The organism is Naasia sp. SYSU D00057, assembly GCF_017916505.1.
Taxonomy (GTDB): domain Bacteria; phylum Actinomycetota; class Actinomycetes; order Actinomycetales; family Microbacteriaceae; genus Naasia.
Genome location: NZ_JAFMSZ010000003.1, coordinates 416,681 through 439,543, shown reverse-complemented (window position 1 = coordinate 439,543; position 22,863 = coordinate 416,681). Strand labels below are relative to the sequence as shown.

At 71.8% G+C, this 22,863-nt stretch carries 17 protein-coding genes; 5 read left to right on the top strand and 12 right to left on the bottom strand.

Translation table 11 applies throughout. The annotated features are described in order from the left end of the window. Nucleotides 1-49: 49 nt before the first annotated feature. From J3P36_RS12585 to J3P36_RS12560, 6 genes are all read right to left on the bottom strand, one after another. Nucleotides 50-1,657: a xylulokinase gene (locus tag J3P36_RS12585; RefSeq protein WP_210508518.1), complete on the bottom strand. Its 1,608-nt coding sequence runs from the start codon at nucleotides 1,655-1,657 to the stop codon at nucleotides 50-52. Next, nucleotides 1,654-2,361, bottom strand: coding sequence for an L-ribulose-5-phosphate 4-epimerase (locus J3P36_RS12580; protein WP_210508517.1), 708 nt, complete (start codon nucleotides 2,359-2,361; stop codon nucleotides 1,654-1,656). The genes J3P36_RS12585 and J3P36_RS12580 overlap by 4 nt, the downstream gene beginning before the upstream one ends. A 222-nt stretch (nucleotides 2,362-2,583) precedes the next feature. After that, nucleotides 2,584-3,600, bottom strand: a complete 1,017-nt coding sequence (locus J3P36_RS12575) for a LacI family DNA-binding transcriptional regulator (RefSeq protein ID WP_210508516.1) — start codon at nucleotides 3,598-3,600, stop codon at nucleotides 2,584-2,586. A 122-nt stretch (nucleotides 3,601-3,722) separates the two neighbouring features. Further along, nucleotides 3,723-4,871 (bottom strand): cystathionine gamma-synthase, encoded by a 1,149-nt coding sequence (locus J3P36_RS12570; RefSeq protein ID WP_210508515.1) that lies wholly within the window; start codon nucleotides 4,869-4,871, stop codon nucleotides 3,723-3,725. Nucleotides 4,872-4,885: 14 nt separating this feature from the next. Beyond that, the gene (locus J3P36_RS12565; protein WP_210508514.1) at nucleotides 4,886-6,250 is read right to left on the bottom strand and encodes a cystathionine beta-synthase; all 1,365 of its coding nucleotides are present in this window, start codon (nucleotides 6,248-6,250) and stop codon (nucleotides 4,886-4,888) included. Nucleotides 6,251-6,402: 152 nt separating this feature from the next. Next, complete coding sequence (locus J3P36_RS12560) at nucleotides 6,403-8,250, bottom strand: ABC transporter ATP-binding protein (protein WP_210508513.1); 1,848 nt, start codon at nucleotides 8,248-8,250, stop codon at nucleotides 6,403-6,405. Nucleotides 8,251-8,450: 200 nt separating this feature from the next. Between J3P36_RS12560 and J3P36_RS12555 the strand changes: the two genes are divergently transcribed. The 4 genes from J3P36_RS12555 (at nucleotide 8,451) to J3P36_RS12540 (ending at nucleotide 12,774) form a co-directional block, all read left to right on the top strand. Continuing rightward, nucleotides 8,451-9,461, top strand: a complete 1,011-nt coding sequence (locus tag J3P36_RS12555; RefSeq protein ID WP_210508512.1) for a Gfo/Idh/MocA family protein — start codon at nucleotides 8,451-8,453, stop codon at nucleotides 9,459-9,461. A gap of 26 nt (nucleotides 9,462-9,487) precedes the next feature. Then, nucleotides 9,488-10,516 (top strand): Gfo/Idh/MocA family protein, encoded by a 1,029-nt coding sequence (locus J3P36_RS12550; protein ID WP_210508511.1) that lies wholly within the window; start codon nucleotides 9,488-9,490, stop codon nucleotides 10,514-10,516. Between the two features lie 321 nt (nucleotides 10,517-10,837). Then, on the top strand, nucleotides 10,838-11,827 hold the full coding sequence (locus J3P36_RS12545; RefSeq protein WP_210508510.1) for a carbohydrate ABC transporter permease: 990 nt from the start codon (nucleotides 10,838-10,840) through the stop codon (nucleotides 11,825-11,827). Continuing rightward, nucleotides 11,827-12,774, top strand: coding sequence for a carbohydrate ABC transporter permease (locus J3P36_RS12540; RefSeq protein ID WP_210508509.1), 948 nt, complete (start codon nucleotides 11,827-11,829; stop codon nucleotides 12,772-12,774). The genes J3P36_RS12545 and J3P36_RS12540 overlap by 1 nt, the downstream gene beginning before the upstream one ends. 670 nt (nucleotides 12,775-13,444) lie before the next feature. Here the strand turns inward: J3P36_RS12540 and J3P36_RS12535 are convergent. Further along, nucleotides 13,445-14,824, bottom strand: coding sequence for an extracellular solute-binding protein (locus tag J3P36_RS12535; RefSeq protein ID WP_210508508.1), 1,380 nt, complete (start codon nucleotides 14,822-14,824; stop codon nucleotides 13,445-13,447). A 240-nt stretch (nucleotides 14,825-15,064) separates the two neighbouring features. On the opposite strand from J3P36_RS12535, the gene J3P36_RS12530 reads away from it, so the two are divergent. Beyond that, the gene (locus J3P36_RS12530) at nucleotides 15,065-17,551 is read left to right on the top strand and encodes a hypothetical protein (RefSeq protein ID WP_210508507.1); all 2,487 of its coding nucleotides are present in this window, start codon (nucleotides 15,065-15,067) and stop codon (nucleotides 17,549-17,551) included. A gap of 7 nt (nucleotides 17,552-17,558) precedes the next feature. Here J3P36_RS12530 and J3P36_RS12525 read toward each other — a convergent pair whose 3' ends face one another. The 5 genes from J3P36_RS12525 to J3P36_RS16830 form a co-directional block, all read right to left on the bottom strand. Next, nucleotides 17,559-18,119 (bottom strand): thioesterase family protein, encoded by a 561-nt coding sequence (locus J3P36_RS12525; RefSeq protein WP_210508506.1) that lies wholly within the window; start codon nucleotides 18,117-18,119, stop codon nucleotides 17,559-17,561. 106 nt (nucleotides 18,120-18,225) lie between these two features. Further along, nucleotides 18,226-19,725 (bottom strand): sucrose phosphorylase, encoded by a 1,500-nt coding sequence (gtfA, locus tag J3P36_RS12520; protein ID WP_210508505.1) that lies wholly within the window; start codon nucleotides 19,723-19,725, stop codon nucleotides 18,226-18,228. Next, a complete protein-coding gene (locus J3P36_RS12515; protein ID WP_210508504.1) occupies nucleotides 19,722-20,408 on the bottom strand; it encodes an aspartate/glutamate racemase family protein in 687 nt (228 codons plus the stop codon). Before J3P36_RS12515 ends, gtfA begins: the two co-directional genes overlap by 4 nt. Then, nucleotides 20,405-21,310, bottom strand: coding sequence for a hypothetical protein (locus J3P36_RS12510; protein ID WP_210508503.1), 906 nt, complete (start codon nucleotides 21,308-21,310; stop codon nucleotides 20,405-20,407). The genes J3P36_RS12515 and J3P36_RS12510 overlap by 4 nt, the downstream gene beginning before the upstream one ends. Beyond that, nucleotides 21,307-22,812, bottom strand: coding sequence for an L-fuculokinase (locus J3P36_RS16830; protein WP_210508502.1), 1,506 nt, complete (start codon nucleotides 22,810-22,812; stop codon nucleotides 21,307-21,309). The genes J3P36_RS12510 and J3P36_RS16830 overlap by 4 nt, the downstream gene beginning before the upstream one ends. Between the last annotated feature and the right edge of the window lie 51 nt (nucleotides 22,813-22,863).

The following is a 22,863-nucleotide window of genomic DNA, read 5'->3' as shown; positions in this document are numbered from 1 at the left end:
CGTCGTCGGACTGCTCGGGACGTCGGGTTCGTCGAGGAGGGGCGGCGCCTCAGAGGGCGTCGACGGCCGCGCGCTCGACCGGGATCGCGGCGCGGTAGCGGTCGAGGAAGGCGGCGAAGCCGGCGACGTCAGCGGGGTCCGGCTCGGCGGTGTCGATCTCGGTGTCCGCGAAGACCGTCAGCCGGAGGTAGGTGTCGAGGTCGGTGCCGTCGGCCGCGCCGACGTAGGACGCCAGCACCGCGATGCCCCACGCGCCGCCCTCCGCGGCGGTGTGCGCGACGGCGACCGGAGCATCGAGCGCCCCGGCCAGGAAGCGCTGGGCGACGCCGGCCGTGCGGAACATGCCGCCGTGCGCCATCATCCGCTCGAGGACCACACCCTCCGCGTGCAGCACCTCCATGCCGATGCTCAGCGCGCCGAAGACGCTGTAGAGCTGGGCGCGGACGAAGTTGGCGAGGGTCAGGCTGCTGTCGGGCGTACGCACGACGAGGGGCCGCCCCTCGGGAAGGCCGAGGATCGGCTCGCCGGCGAGGGTGTTGTAGGCGAGCAGCCCGCCCGCGTCCGCGTCGCCCTCGAGGGCCTCGCGGAACAGCGCCCCGTAGACGGCGTCCGGGTCCGCAGGGGCGCCGAGCGCCGTGGCGAAGCGGCCGAACAGTCCGACCCACGCCCCCAGCTCGCTGGCGCCGTTGTTGCAGTGCACCATCGCCACCGCGTCGCCCGACGGGGTCGTGACGAGGTCGATCTCCTCGTGCACTCCCTCGATCGGGCGCTCGAGGACGACCATCGCGAAGATGCTCGTCCCGGCGCTCACGTTGCCGGTGCGCGGGGCGACAGCGCCGGTCGCGACCATGCCGGTGCCGGCGTCGCCCTCCGGTGGGCAGAGGACGGCGCCCGGCTGCAGGGCGCCCGAGGGGTCGAGCAGCAGGGCGCCCTCCCGGGTCAGGTTCCCGGCCGGCTCCCCCGCCACGAGCACGTTCGGTAGCAGCTCGCGCAGCGGCCGCTCGAGCGGAGTGCCGGCGGCGAGCTCGTCGAAGCGGCGCAGCAGCTCCGCGTCGTAGTCGGCGGCGGCCACGTCGATCGGGAACACTCCGGAGGCGTCGCCGATGCCGAGCACCTTCCGGCCGGTGAGGCGCCAGTGCACGTAACCGGCCAGGGAGGTGAGGTGCCGGATCTGCGGCACGTGCGGCTCCTCGTCGAGGACGGCCTGGTAGAGGTGCGCGACCGACCAGCGCAGCGGGATGTTCGTCCCGAACCGCTCCGTCAGGGCGCGGGCTGCGCGCTCGGTGTTCGTGTTCCGCCACGTGCGGAAGGGGACGAGGAGCTCGTCGTCCGAACCGAAGGCGAGGTACCCGTGCATCATCGCCGAGACGCCGACGGCGCCGAAGCCCTCGAGGGCGACGCCGTACCGCTGCTGCACGTCGGCGGCCAGGTCGGCGTATGCCGCCTGGAGGCCGGCCTCGACATCCTCGAGCGAGTAGGTCCACAGCCGGTCGACGAAGCGGTTCTCCCACTCCGATCCGCCCGACGCGATCACGACGCCGGGGTGATCGCCGAGGAGGACCGCCTTGATGCGGGTCGAGCCCAGCTCGATGCCGAGCGTCGCGCGGCCCGCGGCGATCGCGTCCCGGGCGGCCGTGGTCTGCTCGTCGGTGGTCATCGGCGGTCGTCCCCCTGCTGGCCGTAGACGTTCTGGTAGCGGTCGAACAGCGAGTCGACCGCTTCCTGCGGGATCGGCAGCGGGTCACCCAGCTGCCGCGCGATGTGCACAGTCCGGGCGACGTCCTCGACCATCACGGCCGCCTTGACCGCGTCCTTCGCGCTGGAGCCGATGGTGAACGGCCCGTGGTTCTTCATGAGCACGGCACGGGAGCGGTGCCCGCGCAGCGTCTCGACGATCCCGCGGCCGATGGAGTCGTCGCCAATGATTGCGAACGGGCCCACGGGGATCTCGCCGCCGAACTCGTCCGCCATCGCGGTGATCACGCACGGGATCGGCTCGGCGCGGGACGCCCAGGCGACCGCGTAGGTGGAGTGGGTGTGCACGACGCCGCCCACCTCCGGCATGTTGCGGTAGACGTAGGCGTGCGCGGCGGTGTCGCTCGACGGCGAGTTCTCGCTGCCCGGGGTGCCGGGGATCACGTTGCCGTCGAGGTCGCAGACGATCATGTTCTCCGGCGTCAGGTCGTCGTAGCTGACGCCGGACGGCTTGATGACGAACAGGTCGGCGCCGGGCACGCGGCCGGAGACGTTGCCGCCGGTCCAGATGACGAGCCCCCACCGGATGAGCTCACCGTGCAGGCGGGCGACCTCTGAGCGCTGCTGCGCGATCGCGGCTTCGACCTCGGGGGAGAAGGAACTCACGCTCTGGAACCTCTTCGTTCGGGTGTCGATTCGATGTGAACGGTCACATGGACCCTCGCCAGTGTAGGGCGAGCACGCTCCGGGGTGTCAACCGTACGGGCGGGCGTTCCCCCCGTCGAGTGCGGCCCTGGTGCGCCGAACGCGCCCCGGAGCACCGAGTGCACCCCGTGCCCAGGGTGCTTTCGGTGTTTCGAGGCGCACTCGGCGAGGAGCGGGGCCGCCTCACCGGGCCCGAGGCGGGGCGGTCGAGGACCGCAGCACCAGCTCGGGGGCGATGGGCGCGGCGGACCGGGCGCCGCCGTCCAGCCGGCCGAGGAGGAGGGCGACGCACCGCCGGCCGAGCTCCTCGAAGTCCTGGCGCACCGTAGTGAGGGGCGGCGCGAAGTGCCGGGCCTCCGGCATGTCGTCGAAGCCGACCACGCTGAGGTCGGAGGGGCAGTCGCGGCCCGCCTCCCGCACTGCGGAGAGGACGCCGAGCGCCATCTGGTCGTTGGCGGAGAAGACCGCGGTGACGCCGCCCCGATCGAGCAGCTCGCGGCCGGCCCGGTAGCCGGCGTCGGCGGTCCAGTCGCCGAGGAGCGGCTCCCCCGCCGGCACGTCCCAGGCGGCGAGCTCGGCGGCGAAGCCGCGCAGCCGGGCCTCCGCCTCGCTCCAGTCCTGCGGGCCGGCGAGGTGAGCGATCCGCCGGTGGCCGAGCTCGAGCAGGTGCCGGGTGGCGAGCCGGGCGCCCGCGATCTGGTCGACGGACAGCGCGTGCGACCCGTCGTCCTCCGACTGCAGCGTCACATAGGGCACGCCGATCGCGAGCGACGAGATCGCGGCCGCGACGCGGGTCTGCGGCGCGATGACCACGAGGCCCTCGACGGCCTGATCGAGCAGATGCTCGAGCGCCGCGTCGATCGCCTCCGGGTCGGTCGAGGACAGGTTGGTGGTCACCACCGAGTAGCCGGCGGCGCGGGCCGCCGCCTCGATGGCGACGATGCTGCTCGACGGGCCGTAGTGCATCCGATTGGACGTGAGGATGCCGAGCGTGTGCGAGCGGCTCGTGACGAGCACGCGGGCCGCCCGGTTGGGCCGGTACTTGAGCGTCTCCATGGCGTCGGTGACGCGCGCCCGCGTCTCCGGGCGGATGCTCGGGTGCTGATTGAGCACGCGCGACACGGTCTGGTGCGACACTCCGGCCAGCCGGGCCACGTCCCGGATGCTGGCCGGCCGCTGGGCCGTTCCCTCGGCGGTCACCGCACCAGTATGGCGCGCGATGTGACACGTCACATCGCCGCCCCGCACCGCTTGGCGCGGGGGGAAACGTCCTCGCGGGGAAACGACACCCAAGGGCGCGCGTTCCCCGCGAGGAGCCGAGGTCAGGAGCGCGGGAGCGCCTGCTCCAGGTCGGCGAGCAGATCCTCGACGTCCTCGATGCCCACCGACAGGCGGACGATGTCCGGGGCGACCTCGAGCGGGGTGCCCCGCACCGAGGCGTGGGTCATCTCGGCCGGGTAGCCGATGAGCGACTCGACCCCGCCGAGCGACTCGGCGAGCTGGAAGAGCTTCGTCGACTCGACGAACGTGCGCGCGGCCTGCTCGCCGTCCTTGAGCGCGAGCGACAGCATGCCGCCGAAGCCGCTCATCTGGCGGGCGGCGAGCTCGTGCCCCGGGTGCGTCGGCAGGCCCGGGTAGTAGACGCGCTCGATGCGCGGGTGGTCGGCGAAGTGCTCGGCCACCGCGGCGGCGTTCGAGGAGTGGCGGTCCATCCGGACGCCGAGCGTCTTGATGCCCCGCACCGTGAGCCATGCCTCCATCGGCGCGAGGATCGCGCCCGCGGCGAACTGGTGGAACCGGACCTTCTCGCCGATCTCCTCGTCGTTCGTGATGACGGCGCCGCCGAGCGCGTCGGAGTGGCCGCCGAGGTACTTCGTGGTCGAGTGCACGACGACGTCGGCGCCGAGCTCGAGCGGACGCTGCAGCGCGGGCGACGCGAACGTGTTGTCCACGACGACGATGGCGCCGGCCTCCTTGCCGATCTCGGCGAGGGCCGCGATGTCGGTGATCTTCATCAGCGGGTTGCTCGGCGTCTCGACCCACAGGATCTTCGTGACGCCGGGACGGAGGGCCGCGCGGACCGCGTCCTTGTCGCTCATCTCCACGGCGTCCACCTCGACGCCCCAGGGGCCGAGGATGCGCGCGATGAGCCGGTGGGTGCCGCCGTAGACGTCGTTGCCGAGGACGATGTGGTCGCCGGGACGGAGCACGGCGCGGAGGAGCGCGTCCTCCGCGGCGAGGCCCGAGGCGAAGGCGGTGCCGATGCTGCCGCCCTCGAGCGCGCCGAGGAGCGTCTGCAGCGAGTCCCGCGTCGGGTTGCCCGAGCGGCCGTACTCGTAGCCGCCGCGCAGCCCGCCGACTCCGTCCTGCACGAACGTCGAGGTCTGGTAGATGGGCGGGACGACCGCGCCCGTCGTCGGGTCGAATTCCTGGCCCGCGTGGATCGCGCGGGTGTTCAGGCCGGATGACATGGATCTCCTCGAGGTCAGGCGGACAGGTAGGCGAGCAGGTCCGAGCGCGTGAGCACCCCGACGGGCTTGCCGTGCTCGGTGACGAGCACGGCGTCGGCGGCGCCGAGCGCGGTGCGGGCCGCGGAGACGCTGTCGCCCGCGCCGATCAGGCCGAGCGGCGCGCCCGTGACGGTGCCGACGGGATCGCCGAGCTGCGTCCGGCCGCTGAAGACGGAGTCGAGGAGCTGCCGCTCGTCCAGCGCGCCGAGCACCTCGCCCATCACGACGGGCGGCTCGGTCGCGAGGACCAGCAGCTGGGAGACCCCGTACTTCTCCATCGACGCGATCGCGTCGCGCACCGTGGCGCCGGGCAGGACGTGCACGAGATCGGGCACGGCGCCGGCCTTCGCGCCGAGGACGTCCGCGACGGTCGCCTCCTGGCCGGCGCCCGAGAACCCGTAGGAGCGCATCCACTCGTCGTTGAAGATCTTGCCGAGGTAGCCGCGGCCCCCGTCGGGGAGGAGGACGACGACGACGGCGTCGGCGGGCAGGTCCTTCGCGGCCTTGAGCGCCACCGAGACGGCGAGGCCGCTCGAGCCGCCGACGAGGAGACCCTCCTCGCGGGCGAGGCGCAGCGTGAGGTCGAACGACTCGGCGTCGGAGGACGCGATGATCCGGTCGACGACCGACGGGTCGTAGGCGGAGGGCCAGAAGTCCTCGCCGACGCCCTCGACGAGGTACGGGCGACCGGTGCCGCCGGAGTAGACGGAGCCCTCGGGGTCGGCGCCGACGATCTGCACGCGGCCGTCCGACACCTCCTTGAGGTAGCGCCCGACGCCCGTGATCGTGCCGCCGGTGCCGACGCCCGCCACGAAGTGGGTGATCTTCCCCTCGGTGTCGCGCCAGATCTCGGGGCCGGTCGTCTCGTAGTGCGAGGCCGGCCCGTTCGGGTTCGAGTACTGGTCGGGCTTGAAGGCGCCGGGGATCTCGCGGGCGAGCCGGTCGGAGACGCTGTAGTAGGAGCGCGGGTCCTCCGGGGCGACGGCGGTCGGGGTCACGACGACCTCGGCGCCGTAGGCGCGGAGCACGCTGCGCTTGTCCTCGCCGACCTTGTCGGGCAGGACGAAGACGCAGCGGTAGCCGCGCTGCTGCGCGACCAGGGCGAGGCCGACGCCGGTGTTGCCGGAGGTCGGCTCGACGATCGTGCCGCCGGGCTTCAGCAGCCCGCGCTGCTCCGCGTCGTCGATGATCTTCACCGCGATGCGGTCCTTCGCGGAGCCGCCGGGGTTCAGGTACTCGATCTTCGCGAGGACGGTGGCCTCGATGCCCTCCGTCACCCGGTTGAGGCGGACGAGCGGGGTGTTCCCGATGACGTCGAGGATCGTGCGGGCGTACTTCATGACTCTGCCTTCGATAGGGAGCCCGAGCTCCCGGGGAACGGGACGCGAACGGGCGGGACGGGGGTGTCGGCGCCTAGCGGCGGCGACAGCGACACGTCGAGATACCCACGCCGCGAGTCTAGTCACCGGTCGCGGCCGCCGCGAAAGGCCGCTCAGGCGGTCTGCTGGGCGGCGAGGCGCGCGTAGAGGCCGCCGCGGCGGAACAGCTCGTCGGCGGTTCCGCTCTCGACGATCCGGCCGCGCTCGACGACGTGGATGACGTCCGCCTCGGCGACCGTCGAGAGCCGGTGCGCGATCGCGATCGTGGTGCGGCCGCGGGACGCGGTGTCGAGCGCGGCCTGCACCGCGCGCTCGGACACGGAGTCCAGGGCGCTCGTCGCCTCGTCGAGGATGAGCACGGCAGGGTCCTTGAGGATCACCCGGGCGATCGCGACCCGCTGCTTCTCGCCGCCGGAGAGCCGGTAGCCGCGCTCCCCCACGACCGTGTCGTAGCCGTCGGGGAAGGACTCGATGGTCTCCGCGATGTTGGCGAGCTCCGCAGCACGGCGTATCTCCTCGTCCGTCGCATCGGGACGCGCGTACCGCAGGTTGTCGCCGATGCTCGCGTGGAAGAGGTAGGTCTCCTGGCTGACGATGCCGATCTGCTCCAGCAGCGAGTCCTGCTGCACGTCGCGTACGTCGTGCCCCGCGAAGAGCACGGCACCCTCGGTCACGTCATAGAGGCGCGGGATGAGATAGGAGATCGTCGTCTTGCCCGCGCCCGAGGGGCCGACGAACGCGGCGAACTGACCGGGCTCGATCCGGAACGAGACGTCGTCGAGGGTCGGCCGACCGGTCGCGGGCGCGCCCGGATAGCGGAACTCGACCGAGCGGAACTCGATCTCGCCGAGCCGGTCGGACGGGCCGAGGGCGACGGCGCCGGGGCGGTCGCGGATGGCGGGCACGAGGTCGAAGTACTCGAAGATGCGGGCGAACAGCGCGCCCGAGGTCTGCAGGTCGAGCGCGACTCGCATGAGGCCGAGGAGCGGCCACATCAGGCGGGCCTGGACCGTCGTGAAGGCGACGATGGTGCCCGCCGTGATGTCGGCGCCGCCCTGGATGAGGAACGCCGAGGCGAGGTAGACGAGCGCGGGCACCACGGACAGGAAGATCTGCACGAACGCGAAGAAGCCCTGGCCGCTCATCGACTGGCGCACCTGAAGCCGGATCTGGTTGCGGTTCTCCGCCGCGTACCGTTCGTTCTCCGCCTCGGCGCGCCCGAAGCTCTTCGCCAGCAGGATGCCCGACACGCTGAGGATCTCCTGCGTGATCGCGGTCATCTCGGAGAGCGACTCCTGCGTCTGCGTCGCGATGCGAGCGCGGATGCGGCCGACCCGCCGCTGCGCGAACGCGAGCGCGGGCAGCAGGACGACGGCGATGAGCGTCAGCTGCCAGCTGAGCAGCAGCATCGCCGTGAACGCCGCGAGCACGGTCACGACGTTGCCGATGACGCTCGACACGGTGTTGCTCAGCACCCCCGCGACACCGCCGACGTCGTTCGCGAGCCGCGACTGGATGATTCCCGTCTTGGTGCGCGTGAAGAACCCGAGCTCCATCGCCTGCAGATGGCGGAACAGGTCGACGCGCATGGTGCCCATCACCTTGTTGCCGACGGACGAGGTGAGGTAGGTCTGCCAGATCCCGAGGCCGGCGGAGAGCACCCAGACGAGGATCATCAGGCCGACCAGCGTGCCGAGCACGGGCAGGTCGGGGCCGCCCTCGGGGAAGAGGCCGCGGTCGAAGGCCTGCTGGGTGAGCAGGGGCGGCAGCACCGTGAGGCCCGCGTCGATGAGGACGAGCGCGATCGTCAGCGTGAGCGCTGCGCGATGAGGAGCGAAGAGCTGCAGGATGCGCCGGAGCAGATGGTCGATGCGCGGCGCCTCGGCGTTCGCGGCACGCTGAGCCTCCTCGTCGCGCGACGCGACCCCCCGGCGCGGTCGTCCCGCCTGTCCGAAGCTCACCCGAGGAGCCTACGTCGACCGGCCGACGCGGCCGATCGCGGCGGCGGGGCCGGCTTCGGCGACCGGTTCATGCCGACCGCGGAAATCGAAGCGGAACTCGCCTGTCCAGCGGGTGGCGACTGGTCCGGAGCAGAAGTTACGATCCCTCCACGGTCCGCTTCTGGCATCGTTCCCATGCCGCTTCCCACAGAGGAGATCCCTTGTCGACACCGCTGTCGCTGGCCCTCGTCGGGTTCTGGCACGTCCACGCCTCCGACTACGCCACCCAGGTGGCGGCAGCGGAGGGGGCGGAGCTCGTCGCCGCCTGGGACGACGAGCCCGAGCGCGGACGGCCCGAGGCCGAGGCGCTGGGCATCCCGTTCACCGAGGACCTCGACGAGCTGCTCTCCCGACCTGATCTGGATGGGATCGTTGTCACCACCTCGACGGCGGCGCATACCGACGTGATCGGCCGCGCCATCGCGGCGGGCAAGCACGTCTTCACCGAGAAGCTCCTGGCTCCGACCACGGCCGAGTGCGAGCAGCTCGTGGACGCCGCGCGCTCGGCCGACGTGAAGCTCGTGGTCTCCCTCCCGCGCCTCGCCGAGAGCGAGACCGCGACTATCACACGGGCGATCGCCGACGGAGCCCTCGGCGACATCACCTACACGCGGGTGCGCCTCGCGCACGACGGATCGGTCGCCGGCTGGCTGCCCTCCCGCTTCTACGAGCCGGCGGACGCGATCGGCGGAGCCCTCACCGACCTCGGCTGCCACGCGGTCTACCTCACGCAGCGCTTCCTCGGGGCGGAGCCGGAGTCGGTGTCCGCTCTGTACGGGTCGGTGACCGGGCAGGCGCTGGAGGACAACGCCGTCGTCACGCTCCGCTACCCCGGCGGCGCGCTCGCGGTGATCGAGGCGAGCAACGTGACCACCCCGGGAGCCTCGACCATCGAGGTCCGCGGCACGCGCGGCACCCTCGTCCTCGGCTTCGCCGGGCGCGGCCTCCTCGGCAAGGGCGACGCCTTCGATCCCGAGCGCTGGGTGGAGCCGCAGGCCGAGCCCGCCGCGCCGATGCCCCTCGAGCTGTGGCTGTCCGCCATCCGGACCGGGGCCGGCACCGAGGAGAACACGTCCGCGGCGATCGAGCTCACCCGCCTCGTCGAGGCGGCGAACGCGGCAGCCAGATCCGGCCGCACCCTCGACTACCGCGTTCCGACCGCGGCCCGCTGACCCACGAGACCAAGGGAACCGAAGCAATGACCACCTCCAACGGAAAGATCCGCGTCGGGCTCATCGGGGCGGGCGGCATCGCCGGCGCTCACGTGAAGGGCTACCTCGAGAACCCCGACACCGTCCAGCTCGTCGCCGTCGCGGATCCCGTGCAGGAGCACGCGGAGCGGCGCGCCCAGCTCACCGGCGCCGCGACGTACACGAGCTACCAGGACATGCTGCGGGAGGCGGAGCTCGACGCCGTCGACATCTGCCTGCCGCACCATCTGCACCGCGACGCGATCGTCGCGGCCGCCCGCGCGGGGAAGCACATCCTCTGCGAGAAGCCGCTGTGCCTCACGGACGAGGAGGCGGCCGAGGTGCAGGCGGCCGTCCGGGAGGCGGGGGTGACGCTCATGTGCGCGCACAACCAGCTGTTCTCGCCGCCCGTCGCGAAGGCGGTGGAGCTCATCGGCGAGGGCCTCCTCGGCGAGGTGTACGAGGTGCGCACCACCGACAGCTTCTTCAACGACTTCAACCCCGAGACGATGGGCTGGCGCGCCTCCGCGAAGACGAGCGGCGGGGGCGAGCTGATCGACACGGGGTACCACCCCACCTATCTGATGCTGCAGCTGGCAGGCGGCGAGCCCGTCGAGGTGACGGCGATGCTGAGCACCCACCGCCTCAAATTCATGGAGGGGGAGGACTCGGCGCAGGTGCTCGTCCGCTTCGACAACGGCGTGGTCGGCACGCTGACGACGAGCTGGGCGTACAACCCCTCCAGCAACACCGAGCGATTCTCCGTCGTCGGCGAGAAGGGCGCGCTGTTCAGCGACGGCCGCAACCTCTCCTACCGGCTGCGCACCGGCGAGCAGGCCACCCTCGAGTTCCCGGAGGTCGACGAGTTCGCGGCCGAGATCGCCCACTTCGCCGGGTGCGTGCGGACCGGCGCGAAGCCGATCCACAGCGAGAAGGAGGGCATCGAGGTGCTGGGCATCATCCTCGCCGCCTACGAGTCGGCGGAGAACCGGTCGCTAGCTCCGGTCCGCAGCGCATCGAGCGTCGTTCCTGCCTGACGCCCCTCCGCCGCTCCCCGCCGCTCCGGTGCCGTGCGCATCGGGGCGGCGGCGTGCTTCCGGGCCCGCCGCGAGGCGATCGTTTCCGAGTCGTGGGGTCGCCCATGCGCTCGCGGCTCTATCATCGGCCTGACGGCACTCCGGGTGCCGTCGCTGTTGCGACCTGCAGGGTCGGCACTTATAGTCGCCCTGTGTGGCAACGATGCCACACCGGAAGCAGCCGGAGCCGCAGCCGTCTCTGGAAGGGATGACGATGAAGCCACAGCTCGAGCAGTTCCGCTCGCAGATCCTCCCGAGGACCGCATCGAAGGGCTTCCGGTCATGACCGCCGTCGAGGACCGCGCGGAAGCGGAGTCGTCGGTCGCGACGACCGCTGCGAAGCCGGCGGGGACCCGCCGCAAGAAGCAGCGCGACAAGTACAACAAGCGCGAGGCGCTCGCGGGCTACCTCTTCGTCGCCCCCTGGGTGGTCGGGTTCCTGATCTTCACGCTCGGCGCGATGATCTACAGCCTCGTCATCTCGTTCAGCGACTACGACCTCGCCACCGACACGGCGGTCCCGAACGGCGGCGCCAACTACGCCGAGCTGTTCGAGGATCCGAAGGTCATGCTGGCGCTCGGCAACACCCTGTTCTACGCGGTCATGGCGGTGCCGCTCGAGATCGCGTTCGCCCTGTTCCTCGCGATGCTGCTCAATCGCGTGGGCAAGGGCGCGGGCCTCTTCCGCACCCTCTACTACCTGCCGAAGATGACGCCGTCGGTCGCCGCGGCCTCCGTCTTCCTCCTGCTCCTCAACGGGAACTACGGCGCGATCAACCGCGGACTCGCGCTGATCGGCATCCAGGGTCCGCAGTGGCTCACCGACCCCAACTGGGTGAAGCCGTCCATCGTCCTCATGACCCTCTGGTCGGTCAGCGGAACGATGATCATCTTCCTCGCGGCCCTCAAGAACGTGCCGCGCGACCTCTACGAGGTGGCGTCGCTCGACGGCGCCGGCAAGGTGCGGCAGTTCTTCAACATCACCGTGCCGATGATCTCCGGGACCATCTTCTTCAACGTGCTGGTGCTCACCATCGCGGCGCTGCAGGTGTTCGACCAGGCGTTCCTGCTCTTCTGGCGCAACCAGACGAACGCCTCGCCCGACGCGTCCCTGTTCTACGCGGTGTACCTGTTCCAGCAGGCGTTCCGCAACTTCAACTTCGGCTTCGCGGCCGCCATGGCCTGGCTGATCTTCGTGATCATCATGATCATCACGTTCATCCAGGTGAAGTTCGGCAACCGGTTCGTCTACTACGAGGGAGACAAGAACTGATGAGCTCCACCATCGGCACCAGTCAGGCGACTGTCGACCCTCGGATGCAGGCGCTCGGCATCCAGGAGGCGGGTGGCAAGAGCCCCGCGTCGCCCGGCCGCGACGTGAAGAACGTGGTCGTCAAGGCGATCCTGTGGGTCCTGCTGATCGGGTTCGCGCTGCTGTTCCTCTACCCGTTCGCGTGGCTGCTCTCGGCCAGCCTCAAGCCGCGCGGCGAGGTCTTCGACAACCGCCTCATCCCGCAGACCTTCCAGCCGCAGAACTACGCGGATGTATGGGACAAGCTGCCGCTCCTCAACTGGGTCGGCAACAGCCTCCTCATCGCGATCCTCGCCGCCGGACTCGTCACGCTCTCGAGCTCGATCGTGGCGTTCGGGTTCGCGTACTTCAAGTTCCCCGGCCGCAACCTGCTGTTCGGCCTCATCCTCGCGACGATGATGCTGCCGGGCGCCGTGACGCTGATCCCGACCTACCTGATCTGGAACAACCTCGGCTTCGTCGGCACCAACGTGCCGCTGTGGGCGACCAACCTGTTCGGCTCGGCGTTCTACATCTTCCTGCAACGCCAGTTCTTCCTCGGCCTGCCGAGGGAGCTGTTCGAGGCGGCACGCGTCGACGGCGCCAGCTACTGGGGCCTGTTCTGGAGGATCGCGGCACCTCTGTCGATCCCGTCGTTCATCATCGTGTTCATCTTCGAGTTCCAGGCCAGCTGGAACAACCTGCAGGCCCCGCTCATCTACCTGAACTTTGGGTCGATCGAGAACTTCACGGTCCCGCTCGGCATCTCGTACGCGATGACCGCCTTCAGCCCCGGCAACGGCGGCCAGGGCGACTACCAGTGGGTCATGACGGCCGCGCTTCTCGTGACGCTGCCGATGCTCATCCTGTTCGCCTTCGGTCAGCGCTACTTCATCGAAGGCATCGCCACTCAGGGCCGCAAGGGCTGATCCCCTCCGTCCCCGGGACGCCCCGGCCGCTTCGGCGGTCGGGGCGTCCTGCATTTCGTGGGGGTCGCGACGTTCCCCTCGGACCCAGCCGCGCGAACCACCGAGTGCTGCTTGCAGCACCGAGTGCACCCCGGGCACCGGGCGCACTCGGCGCTCACGGGCGCACTCGGCCCTTGCGAGCGAGCGCTGGGCCGGCTTCGCCCTCGCCCGCGTCCGCTGACCGCGGCGGGCCGGGAGTGGCTGGGTCCGAAAGGCGCGTCGCGTGATTTCGAGACGGCCGCTGCGCGGCCTCCTCAATCACCGGAGGGGAGAAACCATGGGTCGGGGTACCCCAGCCCTGAGCGAGCAGGTATGGGGCGGCTCCACCCATCGATGGACTACGCCCGCTGCGCGGCCTCCTCAATCACCGGAGGGGAAACCATGGGTCGGGGTACCTCAGCCCTGAGCGAGCAACGTATATAGGGCGGTTCCAGCCATCAGTGGACTACGGCCGCTCGCTCCCGTGAGGGAGCGGCGGTCGGGGGCGTCCGCCGAGGCGAGTTTTGCGCGGCACGCTTGCCGCGCAACTGTCTGAGCAGCGGTGGACGCCCCCGACCGCCGCGGAACTGAACGCAAGCGAAAGGGCGGCCCCCCGAAGAATCCGGAGGACCGCCCCTACACAGCGAGCGACTTACTGGCCCGTCGTCTGCTCCCAGGCCCGCTGGGCGGCCGCCTGGCCGTCCGCGAGGGCCTCTTCCGGCGTCTTCTCGCCGTTGAGCGCGGCGGTGACGGCGGTCTGCAGCTCGGTCTGGATCTCCTGACCGGCGGCCGAGGAGCCGAACGACTTGCCCTCACCGACGACGTCGTAGTAGGTCGCGATGACCTGGTCGAAACCGGCGTTGCCGGTGGGAACCACGAACTTCTCGCGGATCGCCTGGTCGGCCGAGGGGGAGCCCGTGAACAGACCGGTGTTCATGCGGTTGGGGTCCGGGTCCTCCTCGATCGTCTTGGCACGGGCCTCGCCGGCCGCCATCCACGCTTCGTCCGAGGTGAGGTTGATGGCCCAGGCACAGGCAGCGGCCGGGTTCTTCGCACCCTTCGGCACGACGAACGCGGTGCCGCTGGCGACGGTGAACGGGTTGCCGTCCTTGTCCTTGAACGGGACCGCGTTGATGGTGATGTCGGCCTGCGTCGCCGCGAGCACGTTCGGGTACCACTGCGCGTTGATCTCCGCCGCGACCTGGTCCTTCACGTACTGGTTCTCGGCACCGAACATGTCGAAGGTGTCGATGAAGCTCTTCACCTTGGCGAAGCCGCCCTGCGCGTCGGTCAGCTCCTTGAGGAAGGTGAGCGCGTCGACGTTGGCGTCGTTGTCGAGGGTGGGCTTGCCGTCGGCGTCCATGATCTGGCCGCCGTTGCCGAGGAACCAGAGGCCGGCGGTGCCGGGGACCTGCGGGTCGAGGCCGAGGGTGGACGGGTTGCCGCCCTGCTCCTTGTACAGCTTCGACACGGCCGAGAGCAGGCGCTCGCGGTCGGAGGTGTCGATGTCGTCGTTGGTGAGGCCGGCGGCCTCGAGGAGCCGGGTGTTCGTGATGATGGCCGGCGGCTGGTAGAACTGCGGCACCGCGTAGATGGTGTCGTCGTAGGTGACGTCGGCGATGACCGAGTCGTACCAGTGGTCGGCGGTCACGTCGTTCGCCGCGAGGCACTCGTCGAGGGGCAGGATGAGGCCCTTCGCCGCGTAGGTCCCGACGTACTGCGAGCTCATCTGGACGACGTCGGGGACGTTGCCGCTCGCGGTGGCCGCCGTGAACTTCTGAGCGTCGAAGGCGGTCGCCTCGATCTTGATGTCGACGTCGGCGAGCTGCTCCGCCGCGTAGTCGAGTCGCGACTGGCCCACGTCGTCCGCGTTCTCGAAGCCCCACGCGTTGAGCGTGCCGGTGGGCGCGGCCGTGAAGTCGGCGTCGGCGCCGGAGTTGGTGTTGCCTCCGCCTCCCGAACCACACGCGGTGAGTGCAGCGATCGACGCCACGGCTGTGGCGGCGAGGAGGACCCTTTGCCTCTTCTTCATGAGTTTCCCTTCGCAAGAGATCCGGCGGGGCATCGTCGCTCCCGCGGAGGGCAGACTCCCGGCTGTTTCTGGAATCCTTCCCATACCGGAGTATGGCTCACTGCTCACTTCGTCACAAGGAGGCGCGTCCCGATGAGACGAAATCGTGAGATTTGCGCGGAACGAGCCTTGTCGAGGCGTCCACGACCGGACTAGCCTCGTCTGGGAACGATCTCACAGATGATCGAGCGAAGGGGCTCCGTGGGCACTCTCAACAGAGTATTTCTCGTCGGCCATACGCACCACGACGTCGGCTACACGAACAGCCCTCGAATTATCGATCGGATGCACGAAGCTATCATCGGCGAGGTCCTCGACCTGGCGGACGCTCACGGCTCCAGCGGACCTGACCGGTTCCGCTGGACCTTCGAGGTCGCCCGGCCCGTCCTCCGCTTCCTCGAGCACGCGCCGCCCGAGCAGGCCCACCGGCTGCGCCGCCGGGTTGCGGACGGCACCCTGGCCGTCACCGCCGGGTACCTCAACAACACGCAGCTCGCCTCGCAATCCGAGCTGGACGCCGCCTACGATCGCCTGGCCGCCTTCGCCGCGGCGGGCATCCCGGTGCGCACCGAGCAGCACGGCGACGTGAACGGCATCTCCTGGGGCGCCGTGCCCGCCATGCGCCGGGCCGGGGTCTCCCGGCTGGTGATGGCACTGAACCCGGACCACGGCCGCCCGCCGTTCGCGCAGCCCTCCGGCTTCTGGTGGGAGGGCCAGGACGGCGAGCCCGTCTTCGTGTGGCTCTCGACCCACTACGGGTTCGGCGAGGAGTGGGGCATCGTCGACGCCGACGTCGAGCTCGCCGAGCTGCGGATCAGCGAGTTCCTCGACGGCCTCGCCGCCCGCCGCGACTACCCCTACGACACCGCGATCGTGCACGCGGGCAACGACAACCGCTGGCCGACCGCTTTGTTCCTCGACGTCGTGCGGCACTGGAACGCGCGCCGCCCGGACGTGCGGATGGAGACGGCCACCATCGACCAGGCGCTCGACGCGCTCGAGGCGCAAGCCCGCGAGGCGGACATCCCGAGGGTGCGGGGCGAGTGGTCCGACTGGTGGTCGCACGGGCACGGCTCGACCGCCCGCGAGGTGGCGGTGTACCGCGAGGCGCGGTCGCTGTCGCTCGCGGCGCAGTCCACCCTCGCCCTGTCGCGGTTGCGGGGCGACGGGGACGTCGCACTCGCCACGGTCCTCGGCTACCGCCGCGGGCCCGTCCGCCTGCGCACGCCCGAGGAGATCGACCGCGACCTAAGCGCGGTCGACGAGGAGCTGATGCTCTTCAACGAGCACACGTGGGGCTCGTGGGAGACCTACTCGCGTCCGCACTCCTTCTTCAGCTCCTCGCACTGGAACGGCAAGGCCGGGTTCGCGTACGGCGCCTACGACTGGGCGCGCGACCTCGCCGTCGAGGGCCTGTTCCGCCTCGTGGCGAGCGGCGCCCCGGACGCGCCCGTCGCGGCCCGGGCGATCGTGGTCGTCAATCCGACGGAGAGCGTCCGCACCGAGCCCGTGACCGTGGAGGTGGACGGGGTCCGCGAGGTGACCGTCGTCGCGCGCGACGTCCCGGCGTTCGGCACGGCGATGCTGGAGGTGCCGGCCGAGCGTCCCCTCCCCTGCTCCGGCCGCGGCATCCGCACCGAGCGCTACGCGGTCACGGTCGATCCGGCGCGCGGAGGAGTGGTCTCCCTCCTCGACCTGGCGACCGGACGGGAGCTGGTCGACCAGGCGGCGGGCTCCGGCCTCGGCGCGGTGGTGGTCGAGCGCGTCCCCGCCGACAGCGCCCATCCGATGGTCACCCGCAGCCCGAAGGACTTCCACCCCGACAACCCGGGGCCCGACTTCGTGCGCGCCGTGTCCACGAGCGACGTCCTGCCGCTCGTCACCGAGACGGACGACATGGTCGAGATCCGCTGGATCGGCTCCGCCCCGACCGTGCCGAGCGTCACCGCCACGCTCCGCCTCTACCGGCGAACCGACGTGATCGACCTCGACGTCGAGCTCGTCAAGCCGGAGGTGTTCGCCCCCGAGAGCATCTTCGTGGCGTTCCCGTTCGCGGTCGCCGATCCGCGGTTCCTGCTCGAGACGGCGGGCGCCGTCTACGAGGCCGACGCCGAGCAGCTGCCCGACACCAGCAAGGACTGGTACTCCATCCAGCACGCCGTCGGGGTGGCCGGCGCCGAGGGCGGCGTGCTCTGGGGCACGGTGGATGCGCCGCTCGTCCAGCTCGGCGGCTTCCAGACCGGCAAGTGGGCGCGCGAGCTCGACGCCCCGCACGGGCACATCAACAGCTGGCTGATGAACAACCTGCACTTCACGAACTTCCAGGCGCGGCAGGACGGGACCCTGCGCTACCGCTACCGGTTCCGCCTCGCGGCGCCGGACGCCGTCGCCGTGCGCCGGTTCGGGCGGGACCTGCTGCAGCCGCTCCAAGCTCGCGCCTACGCCGGTCCGGTCGCCCTGCGGGGCTCCTCCGGGCTGCGGATCGAGCCCGCCGACCGGCTGTTCGCGGAGCTTCGGCCGGAGGGCGACGAGGTGCGCATCCGGCTCCGCAACCCGGGCGCCGAGCCGGTCGCGGCGCGGGTCGGCTGGGACGGCACAGGAGTCGAGATCGTGCCGGAAGCGGCGATCGTGCCCCCGTACGGCCTCGCCGAGGTGCGGGCGCGCCGCGTCGAACCCCACCCCCGGTGAGGGCGGGTCAGGCGTCCCAGTCGCTGGGGGCCGGGCGGGAGGTGGACGGGAGGGAGACGTGGCGCGACCAGTCGGCGAGCCAGTCCGGCACCGGATGGGCGGCGGTGTCGATCCCGGTCAGCTCGCGGATCTCGTCCATCGTGGCGACTCCGCCGCGGCGGCGGAGGAAGCGGCCCTTCACGTAGCCGCGCGCGTACACCTCGCCGCCCGCGACGAACCGCTGCTCCAGGTACACGGCGCGGTCGTCGTAGCCGAGGATGCGCGTCTCGATCTCGAAGCGCTGCCAGAGCTTGAGCGACTTCCGGTACGTGATCGTCTGCGATGCGACGACGGGATAGATGCCGGCCGCCTTGAACCGCGGCCACAGACCGGAGCGCATCAGGAGGTCGAGCCGGGGCAGATCCATCATCGACAGGTAGACGCCGTTGTTGACGTGGCGCAGCTCGTCGAGGTCGGTCGGCCACACGCGCCCCGGCATCCGGGCCACGTCGTGGATGTCGAGCGACGGGCGCCGACTGGCGGTGGCGGTGAGCTGCAGCATGCGGAGGGAGCGCCGGAGGATGTCCACCGCGGCAGACTAGGGCGGCGCGCCCGTGGCGGCCGCCCCGGTTGTGGCACTCCCCCAGGCGGGACCGGCCGCCGGCGCGCCCGGCTTGGAGGGGTGCGACGAGCGCTCAGCCGGCGAGCGCGCCGACACTGTCGTAGCGAGCCGTCCCGTCCGGCCCGGTGACCTCGATCGTGAAGCCGACCTCCCCCGAGCCGAAGCGCACGTCCAACTGCGCCCGCGCAGCGCCGGCGACCCACGCGAGCCGCAGCGTGTCCGTGCCGGTCGTCTCGGCGCCGAACTCGCCCTCGAACGCCGGCTGCGTCGCGCGCAGCCGCACCAGGGCGAGGATCGCGCGGGGCACCTCGCCGGCGAGCGCCTCGCCGAGCTCCTCCGGCGCATAGAAGTGCCGGTTCACGTCGCGGCCGTTCCCGGTGGCGGCGTACAGCTCGGTGTCGTCGAGCCCGGCGAGGAGTCCTACGTAGTAGATCTGCGGAGTGCCCGGCACGAACAGCTGCACCGCCCGGCACAGCAGGTAGGCAGTGGGATCTGCGCCGAGGACGCTGAAGAAGGTCGCGTTGATCTGGTGCGGCAGCGCGGTCCAGGCCGGGAGCACGGACGCGAGGCTGGAGTGGCCGTCCGTCGCCGCGGCTGCGCGCTCGAAGATCGCCCGCATCTCCTCGAAGGAGATGAGTCCCTCCCGATCGAGCGCGGGACCGGCGTCGATCACACCGATGCCGTCGTGCGTGTCGAGCACCGTGATCGCGTTGCGCGGGCGGATCTCGAGCCAGTGCGCCAGCCGGTCGACGGTGCCGGTGCCGAGGGAGTGCAGCAGCAGCGGCGGCAGCGCGAAGTCGTAGACCAGGTCGACGAGCGGCGCGATCGCGAGCTGCTGCGTGTAGTGCGCGTGCACCTCGACGAGGACGCGCAGGCTCCGCCGATGGGCCATCGCGGTGATGTCCCGCACGAACTCGAGCGTGTGCTCGGTCATGAAGCTGTCACTGCCGGGCGTCTTGATCGCGTACCCGACGGCGTCGAGCCGGACGGTGGTGACGCCCCCGGCGGCGAGAGCGTCGAGCAGTCGCTCCAGGTAGCGGATGCCCGCCGGATGTTGCACGTCGACGTCGACCTGGCTCGGCACGAAGGTGGTCCAGACCAGCCGACGGCGTCCGTCGCCGGTGCGGTACGCGGTGAACGGCAGGCCCGGCCGGGGCCGATAGAACGCGGTGATCTGCGCCTCGGTGCCGCCGTCGGGGAAGACGGCGTCGAAGGTGAGGAACATGCCCTCGTATGGCGAGTCCTCCTGACGCGCCAGCCAGTCCTGGAACTCGGCGGAGTCGGCCGAGACGTGGTTGACGATGAGGTCGGCCGTCACCTCTCGCTGCGCGGCGATCGCCCGGACGTCGTCCCAGGAGCCGAGGCGCGGGTCGACCGAGGTGTGGTCGACCGGGTCGAAGCCCGCGTCGTCGCCGTCGAACGGCACGAAGAAGGGCAGCAGATGCACGCCTCGGAAGGGGGCGAGCGGTCCCTCCAGCAGCTCGCGGGCGCCCGCGATTCCGCCGCCCAGCCGGTCGGCGTAGGCGAGGAGCTGCACCTCGTGCGGGTCGCCGGGCACGGTCGGCTCGGTCATGCGGGCATCCTCCGGATCGCGTCGACGAGGGCGGCGGCGCCGCCCTCGGGGGAGGTGAGCACGGGAACGTCGAGGTCGAGCTCCGCGGCGGCGGATGCCATGGAGGCCTGAGCCAGGACGACGACGTCGGCGGATGCGGCAGCCTCGGTGATCGCGTCCGCGACGAGCCGGTCGTGGGTCGCCTGGTCGCCGGCGGATCGCGCGGCGGCCGCGCCCCCGACGACGCGTGCCGCGACGTCGACGGAGCGGGCGGCCGCGGCGACGCTGCTCTCGAGCAGGCGCCCGGTCGGGCCGAGCGTGGCCTCGAGGGTCGCGAGCACTGCGATCCTCGCCGGACGGCCCCCGGCCGCGCGCGCGACGGCGAGCGCGACCGCCTCCTCCGCCATGGGGGCGTCCACCCGGAGCACGGGCACGTCGACCCGGGCGGCGGCGGCATCGACCGCCTCCCCGATCGAGGAGCAGGTGACGAGGATGGCGTCCGCGCCGTCGTCGGCGAGGTGGCGGATGTGGCTGAGCACCTCGGCGCGGACGGCGTCATCGACGCCGGAGTCGATCGCCGCCTTCAGCAGCCCGCCGTCCACGACGTGCACGATGGGACCGTCGTGCCCGGTGCGGCGCAGCAGGTCGTCGAACGTCGCGGCGAGCGCGGGGACCGTGTGCAGCAGGCCGAGGCGCGCGCTCATGAGGCGTCGCTCCAGGGACGCGCCTCGCGGTCGACGACCTCGACGAGCGCCTCCAGCCGGGGGACGGACAGCTCGCGCAGGCGGCCGGGCACGTCGGGGTGGCCCACCACGTCGCTCCACAGAGCCCGCCCGGCGAGGAATCCGCTCGCGCCCGCGCGGCAGGCGGCTTCGACCGCGTCCTGGAAGCGGTCGCGCTCGACGCCCTGGGAGAGGACGACCCACGGCCCCTGCACCGCCTCGCCGAGCCGCTCGCTCGCGCGGCGCTGCTCCTCGGCGCCGCCCGCGCCCGCCATCGGCACCTGCGCCTTGTACAGGCTGGGGCCGAGCGGGGAGAGCTCGCGGGCGGCCTCGACGATGGCGTCGTCCATGTCCCAGGTTCCGGCGTCGAGCTCTGCGGGGGTCGCGCGCACGACGGGCTCGAGCACGGAGAGCAGGCCGAGCTCGGCGGAGGCGCGGATGAACCGGTCCGCGAGCTCGACGCGGTGCTCGCGGCGGGCGTCCCGTCGCCAGATGATCAGCAGCTTGAGTGCGGAGACGCCGGCGAGGTCGAACCCCCCGCCGACGACCACGTCGTCGAGCTCGGTCTCCTCGACGGGCCCGCCGTCCTCCTGCTGGAGGGCGTCGGCGGCGAGGATGAGGCCGGCGCTCGCGGGAAGCAGGCCGTCCGCCCGCACCCGGTCGAAGCCGTAGTGCCGGTCGATGAGGAACCCGGAGGAGAGGGGGCCGAGCGCCTCGGCGACGTCGAGCTTGAAGCGGATGAGGACGTCGTCCCCGGGCCGGCCGGCGCCCGCCTGGTCGAACATGGCGCGGAGGCTCTCGCGCTGGTCCATCGCGACCATGGCGAAGCCGCCGCCCGGGCGGGCGATCGCGTCGAGGGTGGGTGTGCCGGTCGTCGCCGTCATCTCTCTCCTTCCCGAGCGAGCGCGGCGCCGGAGGCGGCCGCGACGAAGCGCTCGAACATCTGCTGGTACGGGTCCCCGGCATCCCGGGGAAGGGGGACGCCGGCGAGCGCGGGCGGCTCGCCGGGCAGGAGCCCCTCTCGCGACGCTGCGAGAAGGGCGGCTCCGGAGGCGACGGGCTCGGTGGCGCTGGTGAGGCGGGCGGGAGCGGCGAACACCTGTGCCTTGAGGCGCATCCACGGCTCGTTGCCTCCGCCCGGGCCGGCGAGGATGCGCAGCGGCGGGTGGGCGGGGCCGGCGAGCGCGGACTGCTCCTCGTGCATCCATCGCGCGTGCAGGGCGAGCCCCTCGAGCATCGCCCTGGCGAGCACCGGCACCGGGTACGCTCGCGGGTCCGCCTCGCGGTCGTCCTCGTCGAGGATGCGGACGTCGGGCCGCCGGTCCGGCTGTGGCGTCTGACGTCCGGCCAGGTAGGGCAGCACGAGAAGGCCCGTGGGCGCCGGGCCGAGCCGGCCGACCTCGTCGATCACGTCGCCGGCCTCACGGGCGTCGATCCGGTGGGCGAACCACCAGCGGACGAGCGCACCGGCGTTGGCGGAGCCCGCCAGCAGCGCCGGCTCGCCGCTGACGGTGCGGGTGAGGCTCATGCCGGTGGGCCGCACGCGCTCGGGATCGAGCGGCTCGCGCAGGACGCGGAGCAACGCCTCCGCGGTGCCCAGGGAGTCGGCGACCTCGCCGGGCCGCCGCGCGCCGGACGCCCACGCGCCCACCGCGTGGTCGTGCCCGGCGATGTGCACGGGAACCCCGGCCGGCAGGCCGGTCCGGCTAGCCGCCTCCGCGGTGATGCGGCCTGCCGCCTCGCCGGGGCGGCGCACCTCGGGCAGCTGGTCCGGCCGCAGCCCGACCGCGGCGAGGAGGTCCGGGTCGAACCGGTCGCCGCCGTCGGCGGTGCGGTAGGCCATGGTGCGGGCGGCGAGGGTGTGGTCGGTGGCGAGCTCGCCGGTGAGCGCGAGTCCGAGGAGATCCGCGACGCCCGCCCAGCGGGAGAGGCCGGCCCAGACGTCGGGATCGGTGCGGCGCAGGCGGGCCCACTGGGCGAGGGGCGCCTTCGGCAGCGCGGGCACGCCGGTCGCCGCGTAGACGGCGTCGCGGCCGAGGCCGTCGAGGATCGCGTCGAGGTCGCGCGGGTCGTCGTCGCCGTCCCAGCGCAGCACTGCGCGCAGCGGCAGGTCTCCGGCACCGAGCGGCACGCCCGACTCGGCCATCGACGCGATCCCGATGGCCGCGGGCGCCTCGGGAGCGGAGACGAGGACGGTGCGGATGAGATCGGCCGCCGACCGGACGAGCTCGTCCGCGTCGCGCGGCGTGGGGCGGGTGCAGACGGCGAGCCCGGTGACCGTGTCGCCGATGCCGACCAGGGAGGCCTTGAGGTTCGTGCTGCCGATGTCGACGCCGAGGGCCACGACGCTCGGGCGCGCGAGGTCGCCGGCCGCTCCGCTGGTCACGGTCCAGTCTGTTCACATGCGAACAGACTCGTCAAGTTCTGTTTGTCGATT

Excerpts from the sequence above, each read along its gene's own strand:
- J3P36_RS12585 (WP_210508518.1), bottom strand. The coding sequence starts at position 1,657 with ATGACCACCGACGAGCAGACCACGGCCGCCCGGGACGCGATCGCCGCG.
- J3P36_RS12535 (WP_210508508.1), bottom strand. The coding sequence starts at position 14,824 with ATGAAGAAGAGGCAAAGGGTCCTCCTCGCCGCCACAGCCGTGGCGTCG.
- J3P36_RS12570 (WP_210508515.1), bottom strand. The coding sequence starts at position 4,871 with ATGTCATCCGGCCTGAACACCCGCGCGATCCACGCGGGCCAGGAATTC.
- gtfA (WP_210508505.1), bottom strand. The coding sequence starts at position 19,725 with ATGACCGAGCCGACCGTGCCCGGCGACCCGCACGAGGTGCAGCTCCTC.
- J3P36_RS12565 (WP_210508514.1), bottom strand. The coding sequence starts at position 6,250 with ATGAAGTACGCCCGCACGATCCTCGACGTCATCGGGAACACCCCGCTC.
- J3P36_RS12545 (WP_210508510.1), top strand. The coding sequence starts at position 10,838 with ATGACCGCCGTCGAGGACCGCGCGGAAGCGGAGTCGTCGGTCGCGACG.
- J3P36_RS12540 (WP_210508509.1), top strand. The coding sequence starts at position 11,827 with ATGAGCTCCACCATCGGCACCAGTCAGGCGACTGTCGACCCTCGGATG.
- J3P36_RS12515 (WP_210508504.1), bottom strand. The coding sequence starts at position 20,408 with ATGAGCGCGCGCCTCGGCCTGCTGCACACGGTCCCCGCGCTCGCCGCG.
- J3P36_RS12510 (WP_210508503.1), bottom strand. The coding sequence starts at position 21,310 with ATGACGGCGACGACCGGCACACCCACCCTCGACGCGATCGCCCGCCCG.
- J3P36_RS12550 (WP_210508511.1), top strand. The coding sequence starts at position 9,488 with ATGACCACCTCCAACGGAAAGATCCGCGTCGGGCTCATCGGGGCGGGC.